The following is a 23,378-nucleotide window of genomic DNA, read 5'->3' as shown; positions in this document are numbered from 1 at the left end:
GGGCGGGATAACTACACAAGCGCCCTGACATGACCCGTACCGCCAGAGTCACCGATCCTTCCTATGAGTTGATGGACGACCACAACGGCTTGTCCATCATCTATCGCCAGCACGGTTTCCCCTGCCCTCTGGTGCGCTGGCATTTCCACAAGGAATACGAACTGCACCTGATCGTCGCCAGTTCCGGCAAGGTGTTCATCGGCGACTACATCGGCAACTTCTATCCCCGGACACTGTTTCTCACCGGCCCCAACCTGCCCCACAACTGGATCAGCCAGGTGGCCGAGGATGAAGTGGTACCCAAGCGCGACATGCTGGTCAACTTCACCGATGAGTTGTTCGATAGTGGCTATCAGGTGTTCGCCGAACTCAAGGCCCTGGCACCGCTGCTGGAGCGCGCGCAGTACGGCATCGAGTTTCGCTGCAAGCACACCATCGACAAGGCGATGGACCTGATGCAGCGCATCGCCGATACCACCGGTATGACCCGGCTCGGGCACTTTTTCATTCTGCTGGAGTTGCTTGCGGCCACCGACGACTACCAATTGCTCTCTGGTGCCACAACCCCGCAACTGGCGGACGAGCACAACATCGATCGCACCAACCGCGCGGTGGATTACATTTTTGCCCACTACGCCCGGGACTTGACGCTGGAAGAGGTCGCCGAGCATCTGGGCATGAAGCCGACGTATTTCAGCCGGGTATTCAAGCAGGCCACCGGGCGTAATTTCATCGAATTCGTCAATCGCCTGCGCATCAGCAAGTCCTGCGAGTTGCTGGCCGATGGCGACAAGCCGGTGACTGACGTCTGCTTCGAATCGGGCTTCAACAATATTTCCAACTTCAACCGGCGCTTCCAGCAGCTCAAGGGCATGACGCCTTCGCATTACCGGCGGCTGGTGGTGCAGCGGTTGACCGAGCAAAACCTGGGTTGAAGACACGCCTCAAATTCCTGTGGGAGCGAGCTTGCTCGCGATGAGGCCGTGTCAGTCGACATTTATTAACCTGATACACCGCCATCGTCGGATCGCCGCCCGGACCAAGCTCGCTCCCACAGGTACAGCGTTACCCCCTGAAACCTGTACGGATTCAATACCCCTCCTTCGCTGAAAAGCCCTTCCCTGCGTCTACCCCTCAAAACTTCAGTGCAAAAAAGTATCAATTGAAGTGCGATGGATGATTTGTCTCGCCCTCGATTGAAGGATGTAATCAGCGCACATTCTTCCTGCCTTCGGAAGACACAAAAACAATAACTGTCCTTCTGTAGCCCGCCGGGTGCAGAAAAGGAGTGCACGATGCAACCTTCGGTAAAAGCCCTGCTTGCCCTCACCTGCATGACCCTCAGCAGCGTCAGCCTTGGCGCACAGACCCTGACCATCGCCACCGTCAACAACAGCGACATGATCCGCATGCAAAAGCTCTCGAAAACCTTCGAGGCCGAGCATCCGGACATCAAGCTCAATTGGGTGGTCCTCGAAGAAAACGTCCTGCGCCAGCGCCTGACCACCGACATCGCCACCCAGGGCGGGCAATTCGATGTGCTGACCATTGGCATGTACGAAGCCGCACTCTGGGGTGCCAAGGGCTGGCTGGAGCCGATGAAGGATTTGCCGGCTGGTTATGCCCTCGACGACGTGTTTGCGTCCGTGCGCGAAGGCCTGTCGGTCAAAGGCCAGCTGTACGCCCTGCCGTTCTACGCCGAAAGCTCGATCACCTATTACCGCACCGACCTGTTCAAGGACGCCGGCCTGACCATGCCCGAGCGCCCGACCTGGGAGCAGATCGGTGAGTTCGCCGCCAAACTGAACAAACCCGAACAGGAACAGTACGGCATCTGCCTGCGCGGCAAGGCCGGCTGGGGCGAGAATATCGCGCTGATCAGCACCGTGGCCAACGCCTATGGCGCGCGCTGGTTCGATGAAAAGTGGCAGCCGGAATTCAACGGTCCCGAATGGAAAAACGCGCTCAACTTCTATGTCGACACCATGAAGAAATCCGGCCCGCCGGGGGCGTCAAGCAACGGTTTCAATGAAAACCTGGCGCTGTTCAATAGTGGCAAATGCGCGATCTGGGTCGATGCCAGCGTCGCCGGTTCGTTCGTCACCGACAAGTCCCAGAGCAAGGTCACCGATCACGTCGGCTTCACCTATGCGCCGCATCAGGTCACTGACAAGGGCTCGGCCTGGTTGTACTCCTGGGCACTGGCCATTCCGACCAGTTCCAAGGCCAAGGACGCAGCGAAAACCTTCAGCGCCTGGGCCACGTCCAAAGAATACGGCGCACTGGTCGCGGAAAAAGACGGCATCGCCAACGTGCCGCCGGGCACCCGAGCCTCGACCTACAGCGAGGCGTACATGAGTGCCGCGCCGTTCGCCAGGGTCACGCTGGAATCGCTCAAGGCCGCGGACCCGAGCAAGCCGGGCGCCAAACCTGTGCCGTACATCGGCATCCAGTTGGTGACCATTCCCGAGTTCCAGGGCATCGGCACCCAGGTCGGCAAATCCTTCTCGGCGGCGCTGATCGGCCAGACCACGGTCGACCAGGCGTTGGCGGCGGCCCAGCAAACCACCGAGCGCGAGATGAAGCGCGCGGGTTATCCCAAGTAACCGGCAGTAGCCTGCCCCTTGTTCCCTGTGGGAGCGAGCTTGCTCGCGATGAGTCCATGACATTCAACAGTGATGTCGGCTGACAGATTGCTATCGCGAGCAAGCTCGCTCCCACAGTTGATCTTCATTGCCTGTACCCATTCGGTTTAACACCATGAATACCTCAACTGCAAAAGCTCACATGGACATTGCCCAGCCGCAGCGCAAAAGCAGCGTGGCCAATCCCGGCTGGTTTCTGGTCAGCCCTTCGGTGGCATTGCTGCTGTTGTGGATGATCGTACCGCTGGGTATGACCGTCTACTTCTCGACGATTCGCTACAACTTGCTCAACCCCGGCGAGAACGAGTTCGTCGGCCTGGAAAACTTCACCTACTTCCTCACCGACTCCGGCTTTGTGCCCGGCGCCACCAACACGCTGTTGCTGGTGGGCAGCGTGCTGCTGATCAGTGTGGTATTCGGCGTGCTGATCAGTGCATTGCTGGAGGCCAGTGAGTTTTTCGGTCGCGGCATCGTACGGGTGATGCTGATCTCGCCGTTTTTCATCATGCCCACGGTGGGCGCACTGATCTGGAAGAACCTGATTTTCCATCCGGTGTCGGGGATTCTCGCCTACGTCTGGAAGCTGTTCGGCGCGCAACCGGTGGACTGGCTGGCGCACTACCCGCTGCTGTCGATCATCATCATTGTCTCGTGGCAATGGCTGCCCTTCGCAATCCTGATCCTGATGACCGCCATGCAGTCCCTCGACCAGGAACAGAAAGAAGCCGCGCGCCTGGACGGTGCCGGGCCCATCGCGATTTTCTGGCACCTGACCCTGCCGCACCTGGCGCGGCCGATTGCGGTGGTGGTGATGATCGAAACCATCTTCCTGCTCTCGGTGTTCGCCGAAATCTTCACCACCACCAACGGCGGTCCCGGCTACGCCTCGACCAACCTCGCCTACCTGATCTACAACCAGGCGCTGGTGCAGTTCGATGTCGGCATGGCCTCGGCGGGCGGCCTGATCGCCGTGGTCATCGCCAACATCGCCGCGATCATCCTGGTGCGGATGATCGGCAAAAACCTGACCGACAAAGCCTGAGGCCTGCCATGACTCTTCAACAATCCCGTCGTTTGCAAAGCCTGCTGCTCGGTACGTTGGCCTGGGCCATCGCGATCCTGATCTTCTTTCCGATCTTCTGGATGGTACTGACCAGTTTCAAAACCGAAATCGATGCCTTCGCCACGCCGCCGCAGTTCATCTTCATGCCGACGCTGGAGAACTACCTGCACATCAACGAGCGCAGCGACTATTTCAGTTTCGCCTGGAACTCGGTGGTGATCTCCTTCAGCGCCACCGCGCTGTGCCTGCTGATCGCGGTGCCGGCGGCCTACTCCATGGCTTTCTACGAAACCCAACGCACCAGAGGCACGCTGCTGTGGATGCTCTCCACCAAAATGCTGCCGCCGGTGGGCGTGCTGATGCCGATCTATCTGCTGGCGAAGAGTTTCGGCCTGCTCGATACACGGATCGCGCTGATCGTCATCTACACGCTGATCAACCTGCCGATCGTGGTCTGGATGATTTACACCTACTTCAAGGACATCCCCAGGGACATCCTCGAAGCCGCGCGGCTGGACGGCGCAACGCTGGCACAGGAGATGCTCCGGGTGTTGCTGCCCATCGCCAAGGGCGGCCTGGCATCCACGGTGCTGCTGTCGTTGATCCTGTGCTGGAACGAGGCGTTCTGGTCGCTGAACCTGACCTCGTCGAAAGCCGCGCCACTGACCGCATTGATCGCCTCGTACTCAAGCCCCGAAGGGTTGTTCTGGGCCAAATTGTCGGCCGTCTCGACCCTGGCCTGTGCGCCGATCCTGATCTTCGGCTGGGTCAGCCAGAAACAACTGGTGCGCGGCCTGTCGTTCGGCGCCGTGAAATGAATACCGCTAACCGAATGCGACTCCTGTGGGAGCGAGCTTGCTCGCGATAGCGGTGGGTCAGTCAGCATCAATGCCGACGGATACACCCTCATCGCGAGCAAGCTCGCTCCCACAAAAAAGCCCACCTGGTTCAACTGAATAAAAACAAACGGAGGCCCATCACCATGGCCAACCTGAAAATCAAGAATCTGCAAAAAGGCTTCGAAGGCTTTTCCATCATCAAGGGCATCGACCTGGAGGTGAACGACAAGGAGTTCGTGGTATTCGTCGGCCCGTCGGGCTGCGGCAAATCCACGCTGCTGCGGCTGATCGCCGGGCTGGAGGAAGTCAGTGGCGGCACCATCGAACTCGACGGCCGCGACATCACCGAAGTGAGCCCGGCCAAGCGCGATCTGGCGATGGTGTTCCAGACCTACGCCCTGTACCCGCACATGAGCGTGCGCAAGAACATGTCGTTCGCCCTCGACCTGGCCGGCGTGGCGAAAGCCGAAGTAGAGAAGAAGGTCAGCGAAGCGGCGCGCATCCTCGAACTGGGGCCGATGCTGGAGCGCAAACCCAAGCAACTGTCCGGCGGCCAGCGCCAGCGCGTGGCGATTGGCCGGGCCATCGTGCGCAACCCGAAAATCTTCCTGTTCGACGAACCGTTGTCCAACCTCGATGCCGCCCTGCGGGTACAGATGCGCCTGGAACTGTTGCGCCTGCACAAAGAACTGCAAGCCACGATGATCTACGTGACTCACGATCAGGTCGAAGCAATGACCATGGCCGACAAAGTGGTCGTACTCAATGGCGGCAAGATCGAGCAAGTCGGCTCGCCGCTGGATCTCTATCACCAGCCGGCCAACCTGTTCGTCGCCGGTTTCCTTGGCACACCGAAAATGGGGTTCCTCAAGGGCAAGGTCACCCGCGTCGACAGCCAGGGCTGTGAAGTGCAACTCGACGCCGGAACCCGCGTCAGCCTGCCCTTGGGCGGCAGGCATCTGAGCGTCGGGAGTGCGGTGACGCTGGGTATTCGCCCAGAGCACCTGGAACTGGCCAAACCCGGCGACTGCGCCTTGCAGGTCACCGCCGATGTCAGCGAGCGCCTGGGCAGCGACACCTTCTGCCACGTCCGGACGGCATCCGGCGAAGCCCTGACCATGCGCGTTCGCGGGGATCTGGCCAGCCGCTACGGTGAAACCCTGAGCCTGCATCTGGATGCGCAACACTGCCATTTATTCGATGCCGACGGCGTGGCGTTAACCCGCCCGTTGCGCGTTGCTGCCTGATTTCAGAGAGCCTGCGATGAAATTGAACCAACTCAACCTCAACCGCCTCGCCCCTGAAGTGGTCCTGCCCGCCTACGCCCTGGGCGAGACCCGCCAAGGCATCGCGCACATCGGGGTCGGCGGTTTCCACCGAGCCCATCAGGCGTACTACACCGACGCCTTGATGAATGCCGGCGAAGGCCTGGACTGGGCGATCTGCGGTGTCGGCCTGCGCGCTGAAGACCGTCGCGCCCGTGACGATCTCAAGGATCAGGATTATCTGTTCACCCTGTTCGAACTCGGCGATAGCGACGACACCGAAGTGCGGGTGATCGGCGCCCTTCGTGACATGCTGCTGGCCGAGGACAGTGCCCAGGCATTGATCGACAAACTGGCCAGCCCCGAGATCCGCATCGTCTCGCTGACCATCACCGAAGGCGGGTACTGCATCGACGACAGCACCGGCGAGTTCATGGCGCACTTGCCGCAGATCCAGCATGACCTGGCGCACCCTGGCGCACCGAAAACCGTGTTCGGCTTCCTGTGTGCCGCACTGGCCAAGCGCCGCGCAGCTGGCACAGCGGCCTTCACCCTGATGTCCTGCGATAACCTGCCGCACAACGGCGCCGTCACCCGCAAGGCCCTGCTGGCCTTTGCCGCCTTGCACGACAGCCAGTTGCGCGACTGGATCGACGCCAACGTCAGTTTCCCCAACGCCATGGTCGACCGCATTACACCGATGACCAGCACCCTCCATCGCCTGCAACTGGCGGACCGGCATGGCGTGGACGATGCCTGGCCGGTGGTCTGCGAACCCTTCGCGCAATGGGTGCTGGAAGACAGGTTCGTCAACGGTCGCCCGGCCTGGGAAAAAGTCGGCGTGCAATTCACCGACGACGTCACGCCCTACGAAGAAATGAAGATCAAGCTGCTCAACGGCAGTCATCTGGCGCTGACGTACCTGGGATTCCTGAAGGGTTACCGCTTCGTCCACGAAACCATGAACGACCCGCTGTTCGTGCGCTACATGCGCGCCTACATGGACCTGGACGTGACGCCACAGCTGCCGGCGGTGCCGGGAATCGACCTGACCGAGTACAAGAACACCCTGGTGGCGCGGTTCTCCAATCAGGCGATTGCCGATCAGCTTGAACGGGTGTGTTCGGACGGTTCGTCGAAGTTTCCGAAATTCACCGTACCGACCATCAACCGCTTGATCGCCGATGGCCGCGAGACCCGGCGTGCGGCGTTGGTGGTGGCGGCTTGGGCGCTGTATCTCAAAGGTGTGGATGAACAGGGCGAGACCTACACGATTGCGGATCCGCGGGCGGCGTTCTGCCAGGCACTGGTGGCCGATGATGTGCTGATTACCCAGCGCTTGCTGGCGGTCGAGGAGATTTTTGGTACGGCCATTGCGCGCTCGCCGGAGTTTGTCGCGGCGTTTGAGTGGTGCTGCAACAGTTTGCGCGAGGTTGGGGTGTCGCGGACGTTGGAACGGGTGCTGGCGTAAGTCCTGCGGTGGACCTGCTGCCGCCTTCGCGAGCAAACCCGCTCCCACAAGGAGTTTTGTGAGCAACACCAAACCCTGTGGGAGCGAGCTTGCTCGCGAAGGCGGCCTGACAGGCACCGGGGATAGTGAATCCAGACTTGTATCTAGCTGACGACCAGGAATACTGCATGACAACCCGACAACTCTTCCTCGGCATCGACTGCGGAACCCAAGGCACCAAAGCCATTATCCTCGACACGGCCAATGGTGAAGTGCTCGGCCAGGGAACCGCCAGCCACAGCCTGATCAGCGGCCCCAATGGCCGCCGCGAACAGGACACCCAGCAGTGGCTGGAAGCCTTCGCCACCGCCACTCGTCGCGCATTGCTCGCGGCCAAAGCCAATGGCCAGTCGATCCTCGGCATTGGCGTGTCCGGCCAGCAACACGGCCTGGTGCTGCTCGACGATCAGGGCAAGGTGTTGCGTGCGGCTAAACTCTGGTGCGACACCGAAACCACCCCGGAGAATGACCGACTGCTGGCCCACCTGGGTGGCGAAAAGGGTTCGCTGAAACGCCTGGGCGTAGTCATCGCGCCGGGCTACACCCTGTCCAAGCTGTTATGGACCAAAGAGCAGCATCCCGACGTGTTCTCCCGGATCGCCCGCATCTTGCTGCCCCACGACTACCTCAACCATTGGCTCACTGGCCGCAGTTGCAGCGAATACGGCGATGCCTCGGGCACCGGGTATTTCAATGTGCGTACGCGCCAGTGGGATGGGCAATTATTGCGTGACATCGACCCCAGCGGACGCCTGCAAGCGGCGCTGCCGGAGCTGATCACCCCCCATCAGGCGGTCGGCACGATTCTGCCAGACATCGCCGAACACCTGGGCATCAACCCTCGGGCACTGGTGTCCAGTGGCGGTGGCGACAACATGATGGGCGCCATCGGCACCGGCAACATCCAGCCTGGCGCAATCACCATGAGCCTCGGCTCGTCAGGCACGGTGTACGCCTACGCCGATCAGCCGAACGTCGCCACGGATGCCGCGGTTGCCACGTTCTGTTCCTCCAGTGGCGGCTGGCTGCCTTTGATCTGCACCATGAACCTGACCAATGCCACCAGCCTGATTCGCGAGCTGCTGGACCTCGACATCGATCAATTCAACGACCTCGTTGCCCAGGCGCCAATCGGTGCCGACGGTGTGTGCATGCTGCCGTTCTTCAATGGCGAACGTGTGCCCGCCCTGCCCCATGCCAGCGCCAGCCTGTCGGGCCTGACCATGACCAACCTGACCCGGGCCAACCTGTGCCGCGCAGTGGTCGAAGGCACGACGTTCGGTTTGCGTTACGGACTGGACCTGCTACGCCGCAATGGCTTACAAAGCCGCAGCATTCGGCTGATTGGGGGCGGGTCAAAAAGTGCGGTCTGGCGGCAAATCGTCGCCGACACCATGAATACACCGGTGATCTGCACCGAACAAAGCGAGGCCGCAGCCTTGGGCGCGGCGATTCAGGCGGCCTGGTGCGTATCCCGGGCGAACGGGCACGAAGACAGCCTGGCGCAATTGTGCGAGCGCTGCGTAAAACTCGACCCGGCCAGTGAAACCCTGCCGGTCGCCGACAATGTGCAAGCCTGTCAGCAGGCGTATGAACGCTATCAACAGCATGTCGCAACCCTTTGAAGAGTGAACAACTATGTACCTGGTGTGTGGCGAAGCGCTGTTCGATTTTTTCAGTGAAAACGACGCCAGTGGGCTGGCGTCCAAAGTGAACTTCAAGGCCATTGCCGGTGGCTCGCCGTTCAACGTGGCGGTGGGCTTGCGTCGCTTGGGCGTGGACGCGGCGCTGTTGGCCGGGTTGTCCACCGACTATTTGGGCCGGCGCCTACTGCAAGTGCTGCAAGATGAGGGCGTGTGCCTGGACTACCTGCTGGAGTTTGCCGCGCCGACCACCCTGGCAATGGTCGCCGTGGGGGCCAATGGCTCGCCGCAGTACAGCTTCCGTGGCGAAGGTTGCGCGGATCGACAATTGCAACCGGAGCACCTGCCGACACTCGGGCCTGAGGTACGCGGCCTGCATATCGGCTCGTTTTCCCTGGTGGTGCAGCCGATTGCCGACACGCTATTGGCATTGGTGCGCCGGGAAAGCGGCAAGCGCCTGATCAGCCTCGATCCGAACGTGCGCCTGAACCCGGAGCCGGACATCGACCTGTGGCGTAAACGAGTCGCGACACTGGTGGAACTGGCCGACCTGATCAAGGTCAGCGACGAGGACCTGCATCTGCTGTACCCCGGCCAGGACCCGGCCCAGGTGATCGAGGGCTGGTTGCAGCACCGCTGTCAGCTGGTATTCCTGACCCGGGGCGGCGAAGGCGCGACCGTGTTCAGTCGGGCACATGGTTCGTGGTCGGCCCCCGCCTGTTCGGTAAAAATCGCCGACACCGTGGGCGCCGGCGATACCTTTCAGGCGGCGCTGATTACCTGGCTGACCGAACAGCAACTGGATTCAGTGGAGGGCTTGAAGCAACTGGGCCGCGAGCAGATCGACCGCATGCTGAAGTTCGCGGTGCGGGCGGCGGCGCTGACGTGCGGCAAGACCGGGCCGGATTTGCCTTATCGCAAGCAACTGGATGTGCGCTGAATTCGAGGGCCTCTTCGCGAGCAGGCTCGCTCCTACAGGGTTGCGGGTCGTTCACAACATTTGTGTCGACGCTCGGGCATTGTGGGAGCTTGCTCGCGATGACTTTCTATCAGGCGCCCGATGGTCTTAACTGATACACAGGATCGCGCATCCGCGACAGGCGGTGTTCAGCCGGGTTAACCCTCGCTTAACCGTGCGATCCAACACTTCACTGGACCGCACGCCCTCAGACTGTTCTGACGCCCAGTGCGGCAAGTTCGACAAGCGACACATCGAACTGACATTCCGTCCGCACCGGAGATCGCTGATGAACACTCGCACCCTGCTGGTTACCGCCGCCCTCGCCTGCACCGCGTTTGCCGGCCTGGCTCAGGCCAATGACACCACGACCTCTCAAGCCGTGCCCTATCACTACGGCATGCCATTGCATGTCAGCAAAGTGATTTCACTGACCGAGCCGGACACCCTGGAGTGCAAGGTGGTGAAGGCCGAGATGAAGTACATCGATGAAACGGGAAAACCCGCAGAAATTTCCTACCGTAAACTTTCCGACGCTTGCGAGAACCAGGGCTGACCGAAAAGTCTGATTTGGTACTTGGCAGTATTCCTTTGAGGGTTGCGGCGCTATGCTCTAGCGCCTCCCTCTCTGCCCGCAAGGATTCGCCATGCAGTTGTCGTTTCGCACGTTGTCGTTGTTTTGCGCCGCCCTATGTCTTTTGCTCAGTCTGGTCTGGGGTCTGACACCGCAATGGTTATTGTCGTTCTGGGATATCGAGTTTTCATTCGCGGTGGGGTTGGTCGCGCGACGCACCGCCGTGCTGTTTGGGGCGTTAAGCGTGTTCTCTTTTCTGGTTCGCAACGCCCCTCCTTGCGCAACCCGCAATGCGCTGAGCCTCGGCTTCGTCGTCGGCTGCTGGGGATTGGCCGTGCTGGGTTTTGCCGAATGGCTCAACGGCCATGTCGGGCCGGGCATTTTACTGGCGGTCGGGTTTGAACTGGCGCTGGGCTTGGCGTTCTTCCAGACCCGGCGCGTGTCCCTGGAACCTGAAACAGCAGACTAGAGTGCTTTGCCCAGCATAGAGTGCGGTTCGACTTCTACGTGATGCTGCTTGGAACGCAGTTGGGCAATCAAGTCGTTTATTTCCCGACAACCATTGAGCCCGGAGGCATCGATGCCAGTGACCAATAGATCGAGCTGATCGGTTTGCCCGTCTGCATAGATCTTGACGGTCATCGACAGATCCGGTGACAGCGTGCACTGGCAGCGCTGGGGCAGAAAACTGCTTTCGATGATATTGCGAACTTCCAAGGCAGAAAGAAACATGGCGACTCCCTCCTTTGTGAGACTGCCGGACGATCAATGCTCGCTCATTTGCAATCCCGGCAAGCTTCAAGGGCACCTACAGCATAAAACATACCCTGAATTTCGTAGTGCAGTTCATCGGCACTTCAAGGATTTAGACGAATCACCTTTAAACCTGCCATGCGGTTTGCAATAAGCGCCCCTGGCGACCCTGCAATTTGCACGCGGGGGATCCCGGGTTTGCATTCACTGCACACGGCAGTGAAAATGCCGCCCTTCACTTCAAGCAAGGAGGCATCATGAATTCTTTGACCGTTAACGCTTGCACAGCGCTGTTCGCACTGGGGCTTGCCGGCGTTGCTCACGCCGCCAAACTCGAAGACACCGCACCCTATCCGAAGGCCGAAAGCGGATTTACCCGCCAGGTGATTCACCTCGCGCCACAGACCCGGGAAAGCGACTTCCAGGTCGAGATCCTGGCCGGCAAGACGATGACCGTCGACTGCAACAACCCGCGCCTGGGCGGTATTCTCGAGGAGAAGAACCTCGAGGGTTGGGGCTATCCGTTCTATCGCCTGGAAAAAGTCATCGGACCGATGAGCACGCTGATGGCCTGCCCGGGCGGCACGAGCAAACAGGGTTTTGTACCGGTGGTCGGTGACGGCTTCCTGCTGCGTTACAACAGCAAGCTGCCGCTCGTGCTGTACGTACCCAAGGACATCGAAGTGCGCTATCGGATCTGGTCGGCGTCGACCAAGGTCGAGAAAGCCATTCAGGAATAACCCGGCCATCCGGCGGCCCCTCGCGGCGCCCGTTTGCGGCGTCCGCTGTCGACCTGCCCAGGCATCATGCCGGGGCGCCACTCAACGCGGCGCGCTCGGCCACGTGCCCCAGACTATCGAAATTGATGTTGGCACCCGAGTCGATCGCCACCAGGGTCTGCCCCAATGCACCGGTCTGCGCGACGTACCTCTTGATCCCGGCCACGGCCAGCGCACCGGAAGGTTCGGTGATCGAGCGGGTATCATCGTAGATATTCTTGATTGCGGCGCAAAGTTCATCGTTACTGACCGTCACCACGTCATCGACGCAAAACCGGCAGACCTCAAAACCGTAAGCGCCGATCTGCGCCACCGCCACCCCATCGGCGAAGGTGCCGACGCTCGGCAACACGACCCGTTCGCCGGCATGCATCGCCGCTTGCAGACACGCGGAATGTTCCGACTCGACGCCAATGACGCGAACTTCCGGCCGCAAGTATTTGACGTAGGCGGCGATACCCGCGATCAGCCCCCCGCCACCCACCGGCACGAAGATCGCGTCCAGAGGCCCCTGATGCTGACGCAGGATTTCCATCGCTACCGTGCCTTGCCCAGCGATCACCTCCGGGTCGTCGAAGGGCGAAACAAAGGTGCGACCGGTTTCCCGGGCCAAATCCAGCGCAAAGGCCAGTGCGAACGGAAAGCTTTCGCCGTGCAACACCGCATCGGCGCCGCGACTGCGCACGCCGATGACCTTCAACTGCGGCGTCGTGCAGGGCATGACGATGGTGGCGTTGATCCCCAACTCCCGCGCCGCCAGTGCCACGCCCTGCGCATGATTGCCCGCAGAAGCCGTGACCACGCCGCGGGTCTTTTGCACCTCGCTCAGTTGCACCAGCTTGTTGTAGGCACCGCGGATCTTGAAAGAAAAGGTCGGCTGCAAGTCTTCGCGTTTGAGCAGGATCTGGTTGCCCAAGGCTTCGGACAAGGCCGGTGCCGGTTGCAAAGGCGTGCGCACGGCCAGCTCATAGACCGGCGCGGCAAGGATTTTTTTCACGTAGCCTTCAAGCAAGGCCTGTTGATCGGTTGTGAAACTCATCGTCGTCTCCTGACATTGATCGGGGCCCGGGAGACAGAAAGTAAAAACCCGCCTCGAGGGCGGGTTGGGTGCTGCAGTCGTGAGCTAGCCCGCCAAATGAGGAATGGCGGTAATAATGCTTGGCTGGCAGCGCAATACGGTGGAAGTCATGGCTCGAAATTAGCCGGACGTTGATGGCAAGTCAATGGCAAGTTTGCGGTGGTCGCTATAGGCTACCGGTTCTATTCATTGCCCAAGGAAGGAAAACATGAAGGCCATTACCCTGCCCCTTATCGCCTTGATCGCTTTTGCCGGCTATACGGTTTCAGTGATGCTCCAGGCCGAACAATCGCTGATCGATTTCGGCATCAGCCTGATGTCACGCCCGGATACTGCGCAAGTGGTGATCGATCTTTACCTGCTGGCGACGCTGGCAGCGATCTGGATGTACCAGGATGCGCGAAAGCGCGGGCAGTCGGCGGTTTCGGTGGTGCCATATCTACTGATTACCGCTGTGTTCGTGTCGATTGGGCCATTGTTGTATCTGGTGGTACGTGGGTTTCAGAATCGAAAGAGTTCAGTTGCCGCGACTCGACAGATCTGACCGACCTCCCGTAATGAGGTTTAAATTGCAATCGCGAGCAGGCTCGCTCCTACACAAGATTTGAAAAACCGATGCCCTGAAACTCAATACCCGTTCTGCAGCCGCTCACTATGGCGGCTGCAGGACAAGCCCACGGCTGGTTACTTCAAACCCACCTTGTACAACCCACCGTTCTCCTCATCGGTCAAAACATACAAGTATCCGTCCGGCCCCTGTCGTACGTCGCGAATGCGTTTTTTCAGCTCCCCGAGCAAGCGCTCCTCGTGGATCACCTTGTCGCCATCGAACTCCAGGCGGATCAGTTCCTGGCTGATCAGCGCGCCGACAAACACGTTGCGCTGCCAGACCTTGAAACGATCGGCATCGTAGAACGCCATGCCACTAAGGCCCGGGGACTTTTCCCAGACATGATTCGGGACAAGGGTGCCTTCGGCGATTTCACCCTTGGCTTCGGGAATCGGTTGACCGGAGTAGTTGATGCCATGGGTCGCCAGCGGCCAGCCGTAATTCTTGCCGCGCTCGATGATGTTGATTTCATCGCCGCCCTGAGGGCCGTGTTCGTTTTCCCACAGCGTGCCGTTCCACGGGTTGAGCGCGGCGCCTTGCGGGTTACGCTGCCCGTAGGACCAGATCTCCGGGCGCACGTTGGCCTGGCCGACAAAGGGGTTGTCCTTGGGCACAGTGCCATCTGGGTAGATTCGCACCACTTTACCTTGCAGCTTGTCGAGGTCCTGGGCGGTCGGGCGGTCGTTGTTTTCCCCCAGGGTCACGAACAGATAGCCGTCGCGATCAAACACCAGCCGCGAGCCAAAATGGTTGCCCACCGAGAGCTTGGGTTCCTGACGCAGGATCACCTGGAAATCCTTGAGCGCTGTCATATCGTCGGAGAGCCGGCCGCGGCCCACCGCCGTGCCGGCCTTGCCGCCCTGACCGCCACCTTCGGCATAGGACAGATAGACCATCCGGTCCTGCTTGAAGTCGGGCGACAGCGCCACGTCGAGCAATCCACCCTGCCCCTTGGCCCAGACCGTGGGTATGCCATTGAGCGGTGCGGACAACTTGCCTTCGGCGGTCACCAGTCGCAGGTTGCCGGGCCGTTCGGTCACCAGCATGCCTTTGCTATCCGGCAGGAATGCCAGGGCCCAGGGGTGCTCCAGCCCCGTCACGATGGGGGTGACCTCAAGGGTGCCATCTTCGCTTTTCATCGTCTGGGCCGGTGCGGCAAGCACAGGGACAGCGGCGCTGATCAATACGCCGGCACAGAGGGTTGCCAACAGGCTTTTACGCAACATGCAGGATTCCTTTTCTGACGGAAATGAGGCTTGGTGAAAAGTAGCGGGTAGACGTCATGCCTGCCACTCAACGGTTGCTGCTACCGGTGTCTCGAGGCGGTGGATTGGGAATGAATTTCGGTGGGCTGGCGGGCGCTGTCCGGTCGGGGTAGCGATTACCAATGCCACCGTTGTCCAGTGTCGGCGGGCGCGGGACCGGCACGGTATTGGGTCCTCGTATGGCCGGGGTGCCGGGTTGGGTGCCTTGCATGCTGTTGGGATTGGCCCGGCGAATCGGACTGTTATAAGGGTTGTTGTTGGTGCTGCCCGGCAGGTTCTGGGCCAACTGCAACGAAGCAGAGACGTCGGCCTGGACCAAGGAGCCAAGTACGCCACTCAAGGCCAGTGCAATGGCGCCAAACACGTATCGGTTCATGGGGGTGCCTCTCTGCGTCCGCGTAAGTAAGGACTTCGATACCACGCTACGCCCGAGGTTCGGATTTGTTAACCAAAAACTCCCCGGCACGGTCTGGCACCCGGTTGATCCGGCGGGGGAACCGGCGCGCAGACCACAGAAACTTTTGCCCTGGACCGCAGGTCACCTGAACATCACTCGCGAGTAGACGACCATGGCACGGGCAATCTGGAAAGGCGCAATCAGCTTCGGACTGGTGCACATCCCCGTGGCGCTGGTCTCCGCAACGTCCTCCCGAGGCGTCGATTTCGACTGGCTCGACAGCCGCAGCATGGACCCGGTGGGCTACAAGCGTGTCAACAAGGTGACGGGCAAGGAAGTCACCAAGGAGCACATCGTCAAGGGCGTGCAATACGAAAAGGGCCGGTACGTGGTGCTCAGTGAAGAGGAGATCCGTTCCGCTCATCCGCTCTCGACCCAGACCATCGACATTTTCTCCTTTGTCGACGGCAAGCAGATTCCCTTGCAGAACATCGACACGCCTTACTACCTGGCTCCCGACAAACGTGGCGGAAAGGTCTATGCGCTGCTGCGCGAAACCCTGAGCAAAACCGGCAAGGTCGCCCTCGCCCGCGTGGTCTTGCATACCCGCCAGCACCTGGCCGCATTGATGCCGCTGGAATCGGCACTGGTCCTGGTGATGCTGCGCTGGCCGGCCGAGGTGCGAAGTCTCGATGAACTGGCGCTGGGCAGCGAAGTGACCAACCCCGAACTGGCCAAGGGCGAACGGGACATGGCCAAACGCCTGGTGGAGGACATGAGTGCCGAGTGGACGCCGGACGACTATCGGGACGGCTTCGAAGACAAGATCATGGCCCTGGTGGACAAGAAGGCCCGTGAAGGCAAGATCGAAGACGTCGAAACCGCTTCTGGTGAAGAGGATCGCAAAACGGCGGATGTCATTGACCTGACCGAACTGCTCAAGCGCAGCCTCGGCAGCGGTAAAGCAGCGTCCAGGCCGAAGGCGGGCAGCAAACCGGTTGCCAGGAAGAAAGTCAGCAAGTGATCCGTTGGATATCCCGGACTGCTCGCGAAGCCTTGGTACGCTACACCGAAAAAATCAGATCAGAATGAAGACCGCCAGCAACCCGGCAAAGATCGACCATTTTTGGAGGTAGTAAAGCTTGCGGTTGCGCTTTTTCAGTTCCTTGGCGCGCAGGCGAACCTTGTAGACCTTGCTGAACAGCCGGTTGATCCCACCGGTGCGGTCTCCGTCCTCGTTCGGTGCACCTGCCGCCGACATGACAGTGCGGCTGAACCAGCGATTGAATGCCGCTGCCCACCGATACTTCATCGGCCGCTCGACGTCGCAGAACAGGATGATGCGGTTGCGTGGCGTGGTGTTCTCTGCGTAATGAATGAAGGTCTCATCGAACATCACCGCTTCGCCATCGCGCCAATGGTAGTTCTGGCCATCGACATTGATGTAGCAACCTTCAGCGTTGGGTGTGTCCAGTCCGAGGTGATAACGGTACGAACCGGCATACGGGTCGCGGTGGCGCACCAGTCTAGAGCCCGGTGGCAACTCGGCGAACATCGCCGCCTTGATCGAGCCAATGCCCTGTACCAGTTCGGTGGTACGCGGGCAGAGCTTCATGGCCGACGGGTGGCTATCGCCATACCACTTGAGATAGAAGCGCTTCCAGCCGGTCTTGAAAAACGAGTTGAAACCGACGTCATCGTATTGGTTCGAACGTTTGATCTCGCCGGCGTGAAGCAAATTCTGGCCTTCGGCACGAATTTCTTCCCAATGCGCCTGCAGCGGGCTCAGGTCGGGAAAATCAGCCGGATCGAGATACGGTTTGTTGGGGATTTTCGAAAACAGATAAAGAAAGCAATTGATCGGCGCCAGGAATGTCGAGTGATCACTCAACTGGCGCCCCAGCTTGTGGCGCACTCGACCACGCAGGTGAACGTACGCAATAGAGACAACGTAGATAACGGCAATGATCAGTTTCACGGAAATCGTCACAGGTTGGAAATAAACAAACTGCGCCCTTTACCGGCATGCCGGTCCCCGGGTCTTGTGCAGCGACTGAATGCGAAACAGCGGCCCCGTAATGCCATCGAACCACGCCGATGGTCGGCCTTCAGCTGATGGATGGCATTTTAGCCACAGTTTGTAACCAATAGTTAACCCGCAACTGTGAAAATGTGTCCGCAAAAACCGCCAAAGCGTTGCAGAGGCCTCCATCGCCCTATCGTTTAAAGAGCCAGACCAGTACAATCGCCGCCAAACTTTACGCGCCCCCAGGTTGAGAGCGGGAAAATCCCCTTTCAGCGCACGTTGTCTCGGGCCAGGCGCGCCACATGCTGCTGTCCACTTGATGCCAGATGGATCTTCCACTGCCGATCGGGATGAATGTCCCGGGGGCCCAACAGTGGAAACAGGTACTGAACCGGTACTGCCGCAACCCTAGCTACTCTGAATGCTTCGCAGGAAAAACCTTTGATTTCTACAGCTAACATCACGATGCAGTTCGGCGCCAAGCCGCTCTTCGAAAACGTTTCGGTCAAGTTCAACGGTGGCAACCGTTACGGTTTGATCGGCGCCAACGGTTGCGGCAAGTCGACCTTCATGAAGATTCTCGGCGGTGACCTCGAGCCGTCCGGCGGCCAGGTCATGCTGGAACCGAACGTGCGCCTGGGTAAATTGCGCCAGGACCAGTTCGCCTACGAAGAATTCACCGTGATCGACACCGTGATCATGGGTCACGAAGAGCTGTGGAAGGTCAAGGCCGAGCGCGATCGCATCTATTCGCTGCCGGAAATGAGCGAAGCAGACGGCATGGCCGTGGCCGAGCTGGAAACCGAATTCGCCGAAATGGATGGCTACACCGCCGAATCCCGTGCCGGCGAACTGCTGCTGGGCCTGGGTATTCCCCTGGAACAGCATTTCGGCCCGATGTCCGAAGTGGCTCCAGGCTGGAAACTGCGGGTATTGCTGGCCCAGGCATTGTTCTCCGATCCGGAAGTGCTGTTGCTCGACGAACCGACCAACCACCTGGACATCAACACCATTCGCTGGCTGGAATCGATTCTCACCGTGCGTAACAGCACCATGATCATCATTTCCCACGACCGTCACTTCCTCAACAGCGTCTGCACCCACATGGCCGACCTGGACTACGGTGAGCTGCGCCTGTTCCCGGGCAACTACGACGAGTACATGACTGCGGCGACCCAGTCCCGCGAGCAACTGCTGTCGGACAACGCCAAGAAGAAAGCCCAGATCGCCGAACTGCAAACGTTCGTCAGCCGCTTCTCGGCCAACGCCTCGAAAGCCAAGCAGGCCACTTCCCGCGCCAAGCAGATCGACAAGATCCAGCTGGCCGAAGTCAAGCCATCGAGCCGCGTGAGCCCGTTCATCCGCTTCGAACAGACCAAGAAACTGCACCGCCAGGCCGTGACCATCGAGCAGATGTCCAAGGGCTTCGACGGCAAGACCCTGTTCAAGAACTTCAGCTTCACCGTAGAAGCCGGCGAGCGCGTGGCGATCATCGGCCCGAACGGTATCGGCAAAACCACCCTGCTGCGCACCCTGATGGGCGAACTGACCCCGGACGCCGGCTCCGTGAAGTGGACCGAAAGCGCGGAGCTGGGCTACTACGCCCAGGACCACGCCCACGACTTCGAAGACGACGTCAGCCTGTTCGACTGGATGGGCCAGTGGACTCAGGGCGAGCAGATCATTCGCGGCACTTTGGGCCGCATGCTGTTCTCCAACGACGAGATCCTCAAGTCGGTCAAGGTCATCTCCGGTGGTGAGCAAGGCCGCATGCTGTTCGGCAAGCTGATCCTGCAAAAGCCGAACGTACTGGTGATGGACGAACCGACCAACCACCTGGACATGGAATCGATCGAAGCGCTGAACCTGGCGCTGGAGAACTACCCGGGCACGCTGATCTTCGTCAGCCACGACCGTGAGTTCGTATCGTCCCTGGCCACCCGCATCATCGAGCTGAGCCCTAACGGCGTGACCGACTTCAGCGGCACCTACGACGATTACCTGCGTAGCCAGGGTGTGGTGTTCTAAAGGTAGCTACAAGCCTTTAGCTACAAGCTTCAAGTGAAAAGCCCTGTCCTGGTGACGGGGCTTTTTGCATTCCGGGCCAAGGTTTCTTGTTGGTACATGAATCATCGCGAGCAAGCTCGCTCCCACAGGGGGATGCATTTCAAAATGTGGGAGCGAGCTTGCTCGCGATGAGGCCATGAGGAACAACGATAATGTCACGGCAAAAGTAGTTAGCCTGCTTTCTTTTATCCCAACGCCGCGCCATGATGCAGGTCTCCCACCGCCGCCCGCGAACGAGCCCTCATGTCTGTGCAGCAAGTTGCTCCGCAAAGCTCATTGGCGATCACCCTGCAGATCGTCTCCATCGTTTTCTATACCTTCATTGCCTTCCTCTGCATCGGTTTGCCGATTGCGGTATTGCCGGGTTATGTCCACGAACAACTCGGGTTCAGCGCCATCGTGGCCGGGCTGACCATCGGCTCGCAATACCTCGCCACCCTGCTCAGCCGGCCCATGGCCGGGCGGATGTCGGACAGCGTTGGTACCAAGCGCGCAATCATCTATGGCTTGGCGGGGATTGTGCTCAGCGGCGTGCTGACCTTGCTGTCGACCCTGTTGCAAGGCTTTCCCTTGCTCAGCCTGCTGATCCTGATCGCCGGGCGCCTGCTACTGGGGATCGCCCAAGGGTTGATCGGTGTCGGCACCATCAGTTGGTGCATGGGCCAGGTGGGCGCCGAGCATACCGCGCGGTCGATTTCCTGGAACGGCATCGCGTCCTATGGAGCGATTGCCATTGGCGCACCGCTGGGTGTGGTCATGGTGCAACAACTGGGCTTCGCCAGCCTGGGTATCGCCCTGTCGCTGCTGGCCCTGGCCGCACTGTTGCTGATTCGCAACAAGCCTTCGGTGCCGGTGGTGCGCGGTGAACGTTTGCCGTTCCGGGCCGTGTTCGGACGCATTGCGCCGTTTGGCGCGAGCTTGAGCCTGGCGTCCATTGGCTACGGCACCCTGACGACCTTTATCACTCTGTACTACATCAATCGTGGCTGGACCGGCGCGGCCTACTGCCTGACCGTGTTCGGCGTCTGTTTCATTCTGTCGCGGCTGCTGTTCATATCCGCCATCGGTCGGTTTGGCGGGTTCACGTCGGCCATTGCCTGCATGTGCATTGAGACGGTTGGCCTGGTGCTGTTGTGGCTGGCCCCTTCGACCGGGTATGCGCTCATTGGCGCCGGCCTGACTGGATTTGGCCTGTCTCTGGTGTATCCGGCGTTGGGTGTCGAGGCCATCAAACAGGTGCCCAACTCCAGCCGGGGGGCGGGCTTGAGTGCTTATGCGGTGTTTTTCGATCTGGCGCTGGCGATTGCCGGCCCCTTGATGGGCGCAGTGGCGTTGAATCTGGGATATGCGTGGATTTTCTTCAGTGCTGCGTTGTTGTCGGTCACCGGCCTTTGCCTGACGTTGATCCTGTCACGTCAAAGTGCGCGCTAAAACCATTGAAAGCTGGCACTAACAAGGTAATACATCAAAACTTTACCGCATAATTCAAACGCAACATTCCGCACCGATTGATACAAAGAGCCAGCATTGTGTGAAGCATCAACTTTGACAGATTCTTCACGTCGCTCTTACATAACAATCGACAAATGGAAATTGATAAATATGCGTATATTGCCTTTAAGCCTGCTCGCCACGACGTTGCTGTTTTCCCTCTACGGTACTGTCCATGCTCAAAGCTCGACGTCGCAGCAAATCTGCCATAACGGCCAATGCTGGGACATTGGCGGCGATATAGGAGATGAGTGCTGCCCATTCTTCAGTGATGAACGACTGAAAAGCAACGTTCAACGTCTGGAAAACCCGACGGAAAACCTCCTGAAACTCCATGGTGTAACGTTCAACTGGAAGCAAAACGACCAAGCCGATGTCGGTCTGATTGCCCAGGATGTGCAGAAAGTTTATCCACAGTTAGTGCGCACCGATCGCGGTCACTTGCAAGTTGATTACCAAAAACTTGTGGCGCCTCTTATCGAATCTGTGCGTGAACTTAATGCCAGAGTAGTAACACTGGAAACTGCTTTAGCTGATAAGTAACTAACGATAAAAACCGCCGATCTCCCTTACTGATCGGCGGTCTGCATCCCCGCCCGGGTCGGCCTGCCCAGGGTGCGCGTGAAGAAGCGTCCGGCTTCGGAGATCAGATTGCGATGAATGTCCTGCCGGTCGACGCCATCGGCATCGGTGCACAGCGCAGGCATGATTACGATCTGCTCGTCATTGCACGGCGCCATGAAGACGAAGTGCCCTGCCCCGGCCAGTAACTTGAAGTCGGGCGCGGTCGGCAGTTTGCGCGCCAGCGCCGCGGCGTTCTTGTCGACAGCCACCAGCTTGTCGCCATCGCCGCTGTAAAGCAGCACCGGCACATGCACATCGGCCAGGGTGTGGCGACCGAACTTCAGGCTCAACGGTGCCATCAGCATCAAGGCGTGGACGCGTGGATCGGCCACCGGTTGCAGGTCATCGCGGTCGACAATCAATTCGCCCTGGGTGTTACAGGCATCGCGGTCATCCGGGCGCTCCTGGCAGTAACGGCGCAGGCGATCCAGGTCCGGGGTCGCGCCGGATAGAATCAATGCGGTCTCGCCACCGGCCGAATAGCCAATGACCCCCACCTGATCGGCATTGACGAACGGCGACAGCATACGATCGCCCAAGGTCGCGGTAATGGCTTCGGAAATCTGGATCGGCCGGCCGTACAGGTTACTCAAAGTACCGAGTCGGCTGTGGTCCCTGGAGTTGTCACCGGGGTGAATCACCGCCACCACGACAAAGCCTTTGCGCGCCAGCGACGTGGCAAGGTCGTGCAGGGCCAGCGGGGTACCGGTATTTCCGTGGGACAGCATCAGCATCGGGAACCGGCCGATGGCGACCTTGGTGTCCTCCCCGGCTTCGACGGTGTAACCCTCGAGCTTGCTGGTGTGCTCCCGATCACTGGAAGGATAGAAGGCAATGGCGCGCATCGGCTGCAAGTCCAGCGGGTCGAGAAAAGTCATCTCGTGGAAGCCGACGCTCCAGTGAGGATGCGGTGCAGGCGCGGCGTGCACTGTATTCAAGCTGCTGAGCAGGCAAATCAGTAAAGTTGCACAAAGACGCATCATGGATGCCCCGCCTTGTTACCGGACTTGAGACGTACGCCTTGGACTACATGAGTCGGGCCACATTCTGAAACGACCAGAAACAAAAAACTCCGTAACTGGTACTTGCGTAGCCAGAATACAGAGTTTTTTGGGCTTTACCTGAACGGTTGCTTACTTTTACCCAAGCCTTACGCAGCGGCGAACAACTGCTCGCTGATTTGTGAGTGGGCGGCGCTCATGGCCTTGTTGCGCACGTCGTCACCGTAAGCCAGGCCTTCGGCACGGACGATTTCGATGTCGGTGATACCGATGAAACCGAACAGCAACTTCAAATACTCTTCGTGGGCAACACCGGTTGCCTGACCGGCGTGCATGCCGCCGGAGGTCGAAACGATCACGACTTTCTTGCCGCCGCACAGGCCTTCAGGGCCGGCTTCGGTGTAGCGGAAGGTCTGGCCGGCCACCGCGATGCGGTCGATCCAGGCTTTGAGTTGAGTCGGGATGGTGAAGTTGTACATCGGTGCGGCAATCACCACGGCATCGGCAGCCAGGAATTCGGCCAGGGTCGAGGCGCTCAGCTCCGCTTCGTGCTGTTGTGCGGCGTTGCGCAGTTCAGCGGTGGTGCCGGCGGCGACCAGGGTGGTGGCGGAGAAATGGCTGATGGCGTCGGCGGCCAGGTCGCGGTAAGTCACCACGGCGGTTGGCTCGGCGGCTTGCCAGGCTTTGACGACTTCACCGCTCAACTGACGGGAAGCCGAGTTGTCGCCCAGGATGCTCGAATCGATATGCAGCAGTTTCATGTGGGATCTCCAAGTGAGGATCGCCCACA

23 protein-coding genes are annotated in these 23,378 nt (G+C 59.7%); 16 read left to right on the top strand and 7 right to left on the bottom strand.

The window, feature by feature from the left end; translation table 11 throughout:
- The first annotated feature begins 29 nt into the window (after positions 1 to 29).
- The 10 genes from PSJE_RS02510 to PSJE_RS02465 all read left to right on the top strand — a co-directional run bounded on the left by PSJE_RS02510 (position 30) and on the right by PSJE_RS02465 (position 10,966).
- Positions 30 to 935 (top strand): AraC family transcriptional regulator, encoded by a 906-nt coding sequence (locus PSJE_RS02510; RefSeq protein ID WP_090455307.1) that lies wholly within the window; start codon positions 30 to 32, stop codon positions 933 to 935.
- Between the two features lie 360 nt (positions 936 to 1,295).
- Entirely contained in the window at positions 1,296 to 2,606 is a 1,311-nt protein-coding gene (locus PSJE_RS02505) for an ABC transporter substrate-binding protein (RefSeq protein ID WP_090455308.1), read from the top strand.
- 154 nt (positions 2,607 to 2,760) lie between these two features.
- Positions 2,761 to 3,687 (top strand): carbohydrate ABC transporter permease, encoded by a 927-nt coding sequence (locus tag PSJE_RS02500; protein ID WP_090455310.1) that lies wholly within the window; start codon positions 2,761 to 2,763, stop codon positions 3,685 to 3,687.
- Positions 3,688 to 3,695: 8 nt separating this feature from the next.
- Positions 3,696 to 4,526: a carbohydrate ABC transporter permease gene (locus tag PSJE_RS02495; RefSeq protein ID WP_090455312.1), complete on the top strand. Its 831-nt coding sequence runs from the start codon at positions 3,696 to 3,698 to the stop codon at positions 4,524 to 4,526.
- 164 nt (positions 4,527 to 4,690) lie between these two features.
- The gene (locus tag PSJE_RS02490) at positions 4,691 to 5,794 is read left to right on the top strand and encodes an ABC transporter ATP-binding protein (RefSeq protein ID WP_090455314.1); all 1,104 of its coding nucleotides are present in this window, start codon (positions 4,691 to 4,693) and stop codon (positions 5,792 to 5,794) included.
- A gap of 16 nt (positions 5,795 to 5,810) precedes the next feature.
- Positions 5,811 to 7,283 carry a mannitol dehydrogenase family protein gene (locus PSJE_RS02485; RefSeq protein WP_090455316.1) on the top strand — a complete coding sequence of 491 codons (1,473 nt, stop codon included), beginning with the start codon at positions 5,811 to 5,813 and terminating at the stop codon, positions 7,281 to 7,283.
- Positions 7,284 to 7,450: 167 nt separating this feature from the next.
- Positions 7,451 to 8,947 (top strand): xylulokinase, encoded by a 1,497-nt coding sequence (gene xylB, locus PSJE_RS02480; protein ID WP_090455317.1) that lies wholly within the window; start codon positions 7,451 to 7,453, stop codon positions 8,945 to 8,947.
- Between the two features lie 13 nt (positions 8,948 to 8,960).
- The gene (locus PSJE_RS02475; RefSeq protein WP_090455319.1) at positions 8,961 to 9,905 is read left to right on the top strand and encodes a carbohydrate kinase family protein; all 945 of its coding nucleotides are present in this window, start codon (positions 8,961 to 8,963) and stop codon (positions 9,903 to 9,905) included.
- Between the two features lie 307 nt (positions 9,906 to 10,212).
- Positions 10,213 to 10,479 (top strand): DUF2790 domain-containing protein, encoded by a 267-nt coding sequence (locus PSJE_RS02470; protein ID WP_090455321.1) that lies wholly within the window; start codon positions 10,213 to 10,215, stop codon positions 10,477 to 10,479.
- Positions 10,480 to 10,570: 91 nt separating this feature from the next.
- A complete protein-coding gene (locus PSJE_RS02465) occupies positions 10,571 to 10,966 on the top strand; it encodes a hypothetical protein (RefSeq protein ID WP_057714759.1) in 396 nt (131 codons plus the stop codon).
- Here the strand turns inward: PSJE_RS02465 and PSJE_RS02460 are convergent.
- Positions 10,963 to 11,229 carry a DUF1652 domain-containing protein gene (locus PSJE_RS02460; RefSeq protein WP_090455323.1) on the bottom strand — a complete coding sequence of 89 codons (267 nt, stop codon included), beginning with the start codon at positions 11,227 to 11,229 and terminating at the stop codon, positions 10,963 to 10,965. The two genes, PSJE_RS02465 and PSJE_RS02460, sit on opposite strands and share 4 nt — an antisense overlap.
- Positions 11,230 to 11,507: 278 nt before the next feature.
- Here PSJE_RS02460 and eco point away from each other — a divergent pair, with 278 nt between their 5' ends.
- Positions 11,508 to 11,990 (top strand): serine protease inhibitor ecotin, encoded by a 483-nt coding sequence (eco, locus tag PSJE_RS02455; protein ID WP_090455325.1) that lies wholly within the window; start codon positions 11,508 to 11,510, stop codon positions 11,988 to 11,990.
- 64 nt (positions 11,991 to 12,054) lie between these two features.
- Here eco and ilvA read toward each other — a convergent pair whose 3' ends face one another.
- Positions 12,055 to 13,068 carry a threonine ammonia-lyase, biosynthetic gene (gene ilvA, locus PSJE_RS02450; RefSeq protein WP_090455326.1) on the bottom strand — a complete coding sequence of 338 codons (1,014 nt, stop codon included), beginning with the start codon at positions 13,066 to 13,068 and terminating at the stop codon, positions 12,055 to 12,057.
- A gap of 247 nt (positions 13,069 to 13,315) precedes the next feature.
- Here ilvA and PSJE_RS02445 point away from each other — a divergent pair, with 247 nt between their 5' ends.
- On the top strand, positions 13,316 to 13,651 hold the full coding sequence (locus PSJE_RS02445) for a DUF2834 domain-containing protein (protein ID WP_090455328.1): 336 nt from the start codon (positions 13,316 to 13,318) through the stop codon (positions 13,649 to 13,651).
- 140 nt (positions 13,652 to 13,791) lie between these two features.
- Here PSJE_RS02445 and PSJE_RS02440 read toward each other — a convergent pair whose 3' ends face one another.
- Together PSJE_RS02440 and PSJE_RS02435 are read right to left on the bottom strand one after the other, a co-directional pair.
- Positions 13,792 to 14,943, bottom strand: coding sequence for a PQQ-dependent sugar dehydrogenase (locus PSJE_RS02440; protein WP_090455330.1), 1,152 nt, complete (start codon positions 14,941 to 14,943; stop codon positions 13,792 to 13,794).
- Positions 14,944 to 15,010: 67 nt separating this feature from the next.
- Positions 15,011 to 15,358, bottom strand: coding sequence for a hypothetical protein (locus PSJE_RS02435; protein ID WP_090455332.1), 348 nt, complete (start codon positions 15,356 to 15,358; stop codon positions 15,011 to 15,013).
- A 193-nt stretch (positions 15,359 to 15,551) separates the two neighbouring features.
- On the opposite strand from PSJE_RS02435, the gene ku reads away from it, so the two are divergent.
- Positions 15,552 to 16,403, top strand: a complete 852-nt coding sequence (gene ku, locus PSJE_RS02430; RefSeq protein ID WP_090455333.1) for a non-homologous end joining protein Ku — start codon at positions 15,552 to 15,554, stop codon at positions 16,401 to 16,403.
- A gap of 54 nt (positions 16,404 to 16,457) precedes the next feature.
- Here ku and lpxO read toward each other — a convergent pair whose 3' ends face one another.
- The gene (lpxO, locus tag PSJE_RS02425) at positions 16,458 to 17,357 is read right to left on the bottom strand and encodes a lipid A hydroxylase LpxO (protein ID WP_090455335.1); all 900 of its coding nucleotides are present in this window, start codon (positions 17,355 to 17,357) and stop codon (positions 16,458 to 16,460) included.
- Positions 17,358 to 17,846: 489 nt separating this feature from the next.
- Here lpxO and PSJE_RS02420 point away from each other — a divergent pair, with 489 nt between their 5' ends.
- The 3 genes from PSJE_RS02420 (at position 17,847) to PSJE_RS02410 (ending at position 21,506) form a co-directional block, all read left to right on the top strand.
- Positions 17,847 to 19,433 (top strand): ABC-F family ATPase, encoded by a 1,587-nt coding sequence (locus PSJE_RS02420; RefSeq protein WP_033052720.1) that lies wholly within the window; start codon positions 17,847 to 17,849, stop codon positions 19,431 to 19,433.
- 282 nt (positions 19,434 to 19,715) lie between these two features.
- Positions 19,716 to 20,903, top strand: coding sequence for an MFS transporter (locus PSJE_RS02415; protein ID WP_090455337.1), 1,188 nt, complete (start codon positions 19,716 to 19,718; stop codon positions 20,901 to 20,903).
- A gap of 171 nt (positions 20,904 to 21,074) precedes the next feature.
- Positions 21,075 to 21,506 carry a tail fiber domain-containing protein gene (locus PSJE_RS02410; RefSeq protein WP_090455338.1) on the top strand — a complete coding sequence of 144 codons (432 nt, stop codon included), beginning with the start codon at positions 21,075 to 21,077 and terminating at the stop codon, positions 21,504 to 21,506.
- A gap of 26 nt (positions 21,507 to 21,532) precedes the next feature.
- On the opposite strand, the gene PSJE_RS02405 is transcribed toward PSJE_RS02410, so the two are convergent.
- On the bottom strand, positions 21,533 to 22,570 hold the full coding sequence (locus tag PSJE_RS02405; RefSeq protein ID WP_090455340.1) for an alpha/beta hydrolase family protein: 1,038 nt from the start codon (positions 22,568 to 22,570) through the stop codon (positions 21,533 to 21,535).
- A gap of 167 nt (positions 22,571 to 22,737) precedes the next feature.
- The gene (locus PSJE_RS02400; protein ID WP_090455342.1) at positions 22,738 to 23,349 is read right to left on the bottom strand and encodes an FMN-dependent NADH-azoreductase; all 612 of its coding nucleotides are present in this window, start codon (positions 23,347 to 23,349) and stop codon (positions 22,738 to 22,740) included.
- Between the last annotated feature and the right edge of the window lie 29 nt (positions 23,350 to 23,378).

This window comes from Pseudomonas jessenii (assembly GCF_002236115.1).
GTDB classification, from domain to species: Bacteria; Pseudomonadota; Gammaproteobacteria; order Pseudomonadales; family Pseudomonadaceae; genus Aquipseudomonas; species Aquipseudomonas jessenii.
Note: the sequence above shows the minus strand (reverse complement) of the source record. Positions and strands in the feature narration are given on the sequence as shown.

Excerpts from the sequence above, each read along its gene's own strand:
- PSJE_RS02440 (WP_090455330.1), bottom strand. The coding sequence starts at position 14,943 with ATGTTGCGTAAAAGCCTGTTGGCAACCCTCTGTGCCGGCGTATTGATC.
- PSJE_RS02510 (WP_090455307.1), top strand. The coding sequence starts at position 30 with ATGACCCGTACCGCCAGAGTCACCGATCCTTCCTATGAGTTGATGGAC.
- PSJE_RS02495 (WP_090455312.1), top strand. The coding sequence starts at position 3,696 with ATGACTCTTCAACAATCCCGTCGTTTGCAAAGCCTGCTGCTCGGTACG.
- PSJE_RS02435 (WP_090455332.1), bottom strand. The coding sequence starts at position 15,358 with ATGAACCGATACGTGTTTGGCGCCATTGCACTGGCCTTGAGTGGCGTA.
- PSJE_RS02475 (WP_090455319.1), top strand. The coding sequence starts at position 8,961 with ATGTACCTGGTGTGTGGCGAAGCGCTGTTCGATTTTTTCAGTGAAAAC.
- ku (WP_090455333.1), top strand. The coding sequence starts at position 15,552 with ATGGCACGGGCAATCTGGAAAGGCGCAATCAGCTTCGGACTGGTGCAC.
- PSJE_RS02415 (WP_090455337.1), top strand. The coding sequence starts at position 19,716 with ATGTCTGTGCAGCAAGTTGCTCCGCAAAGCTCATTGGCGATCACCCTG.
- PSJE_RS02465 (WP_057714759.1), top strand. The coding sequence starts at position 10,571 with ATGCAGTTGTCGTTTCGCACGTTGTCGTTGTTTTGCGCCGCCCTATGT.
- eco (WP_090455325.1), top strand. The coding sequence starts at position 11,508 with ATGAATTCTTTGACCGTTAACGCTTGCACAGCGCTGTTCGCACTGGGG.
- PSJE_RS02405 (WP_090455340.1), bottom strand. The coding sequence starts at position 22,570 with ATGATGCGTCTTTGTGCAACTTTACTGATTTGCCTGCTCAGCAGCTTG.
- PSJE_RS02460 (WP_090455323.1), bottom strand. The coding sequence starts at position 11,229 with ATGTTTCTTTCTGCCTTGGAAGTTCGCAATATCATCGAAAGCAGTTTT.
- PSJE_RS02505 (WP_090455308.1), top strand. The coding sequence starts at position 1,296 with ATGCAACCTTCGGTAAAAGCCCTGCTTGCCCTCACCTGCATGACCCTC.
- ilvA (WP_090455326.1), bottom strand. The coding sequence starts at position 13,068 with ATGAGTTTCACAACCGATCAACAGGCCTTGCTTGAAGGCTACGTGAAA.
- PSJE_RS02485 (WP_090455316.1), top strand. The coding sequence starts at position 5,811 with ATGAAATTGAACCAACTCAACCTCAACCGCCTCGCCCCTGAAGTGGTC.
- PSJE_RS02410 (WP_090455338.1), top strand. The coding sequence starts at position 21,075 with ATGCGTATATTGCCTTTAAGCCTGCTCGCCACGACGTTGCTGTTTTCC.
- PSJE_RS02490 (WP_090455314.1), top strand. The coding sequence starts at position 4,691 with ATGGCCAACCTGAAAATCAAGAATCTGCAAAAAGGCTTCGAAGGCTTT.
- PSJE_RS02400 (WP_090455342.1), bottom strand. The coding sequence starts at position 23,349 with ATGAAACTGCTGCATATCGATTCGAGCATCCTGGGCGACAACTCGGCT.
- PSJE_RS02500 (WP_090455310.1), top strand. The coding sequence starts at position 2,761 with ATGAATACCTCAACTGCAAAAGCTCACATGGACATTGCCCAGCCGCAG.
- xylB (WP_090455317.1), top strand. The coding sequence starts at position 7,451 with ATGACAACCCGACAACTCTTCCTCGGCATCGACTGCGGAACCCAAGGC.
- PSJE_RS02470 (WP_090455321.1), top strand. The coding sequence starts at position 10,213 with ATGAACACTCGCACCCTGCTGGTTACCGCCGCCCTCGCCTGCACCGCG.
- PSJE_RS02445 (WP_090455328.1), top strand. The coding sequence starts at position 13,316 with ATGAAGGCCATTACCCTGCCCCTTATCGCCTTGATCGCTTTTGCCGGC.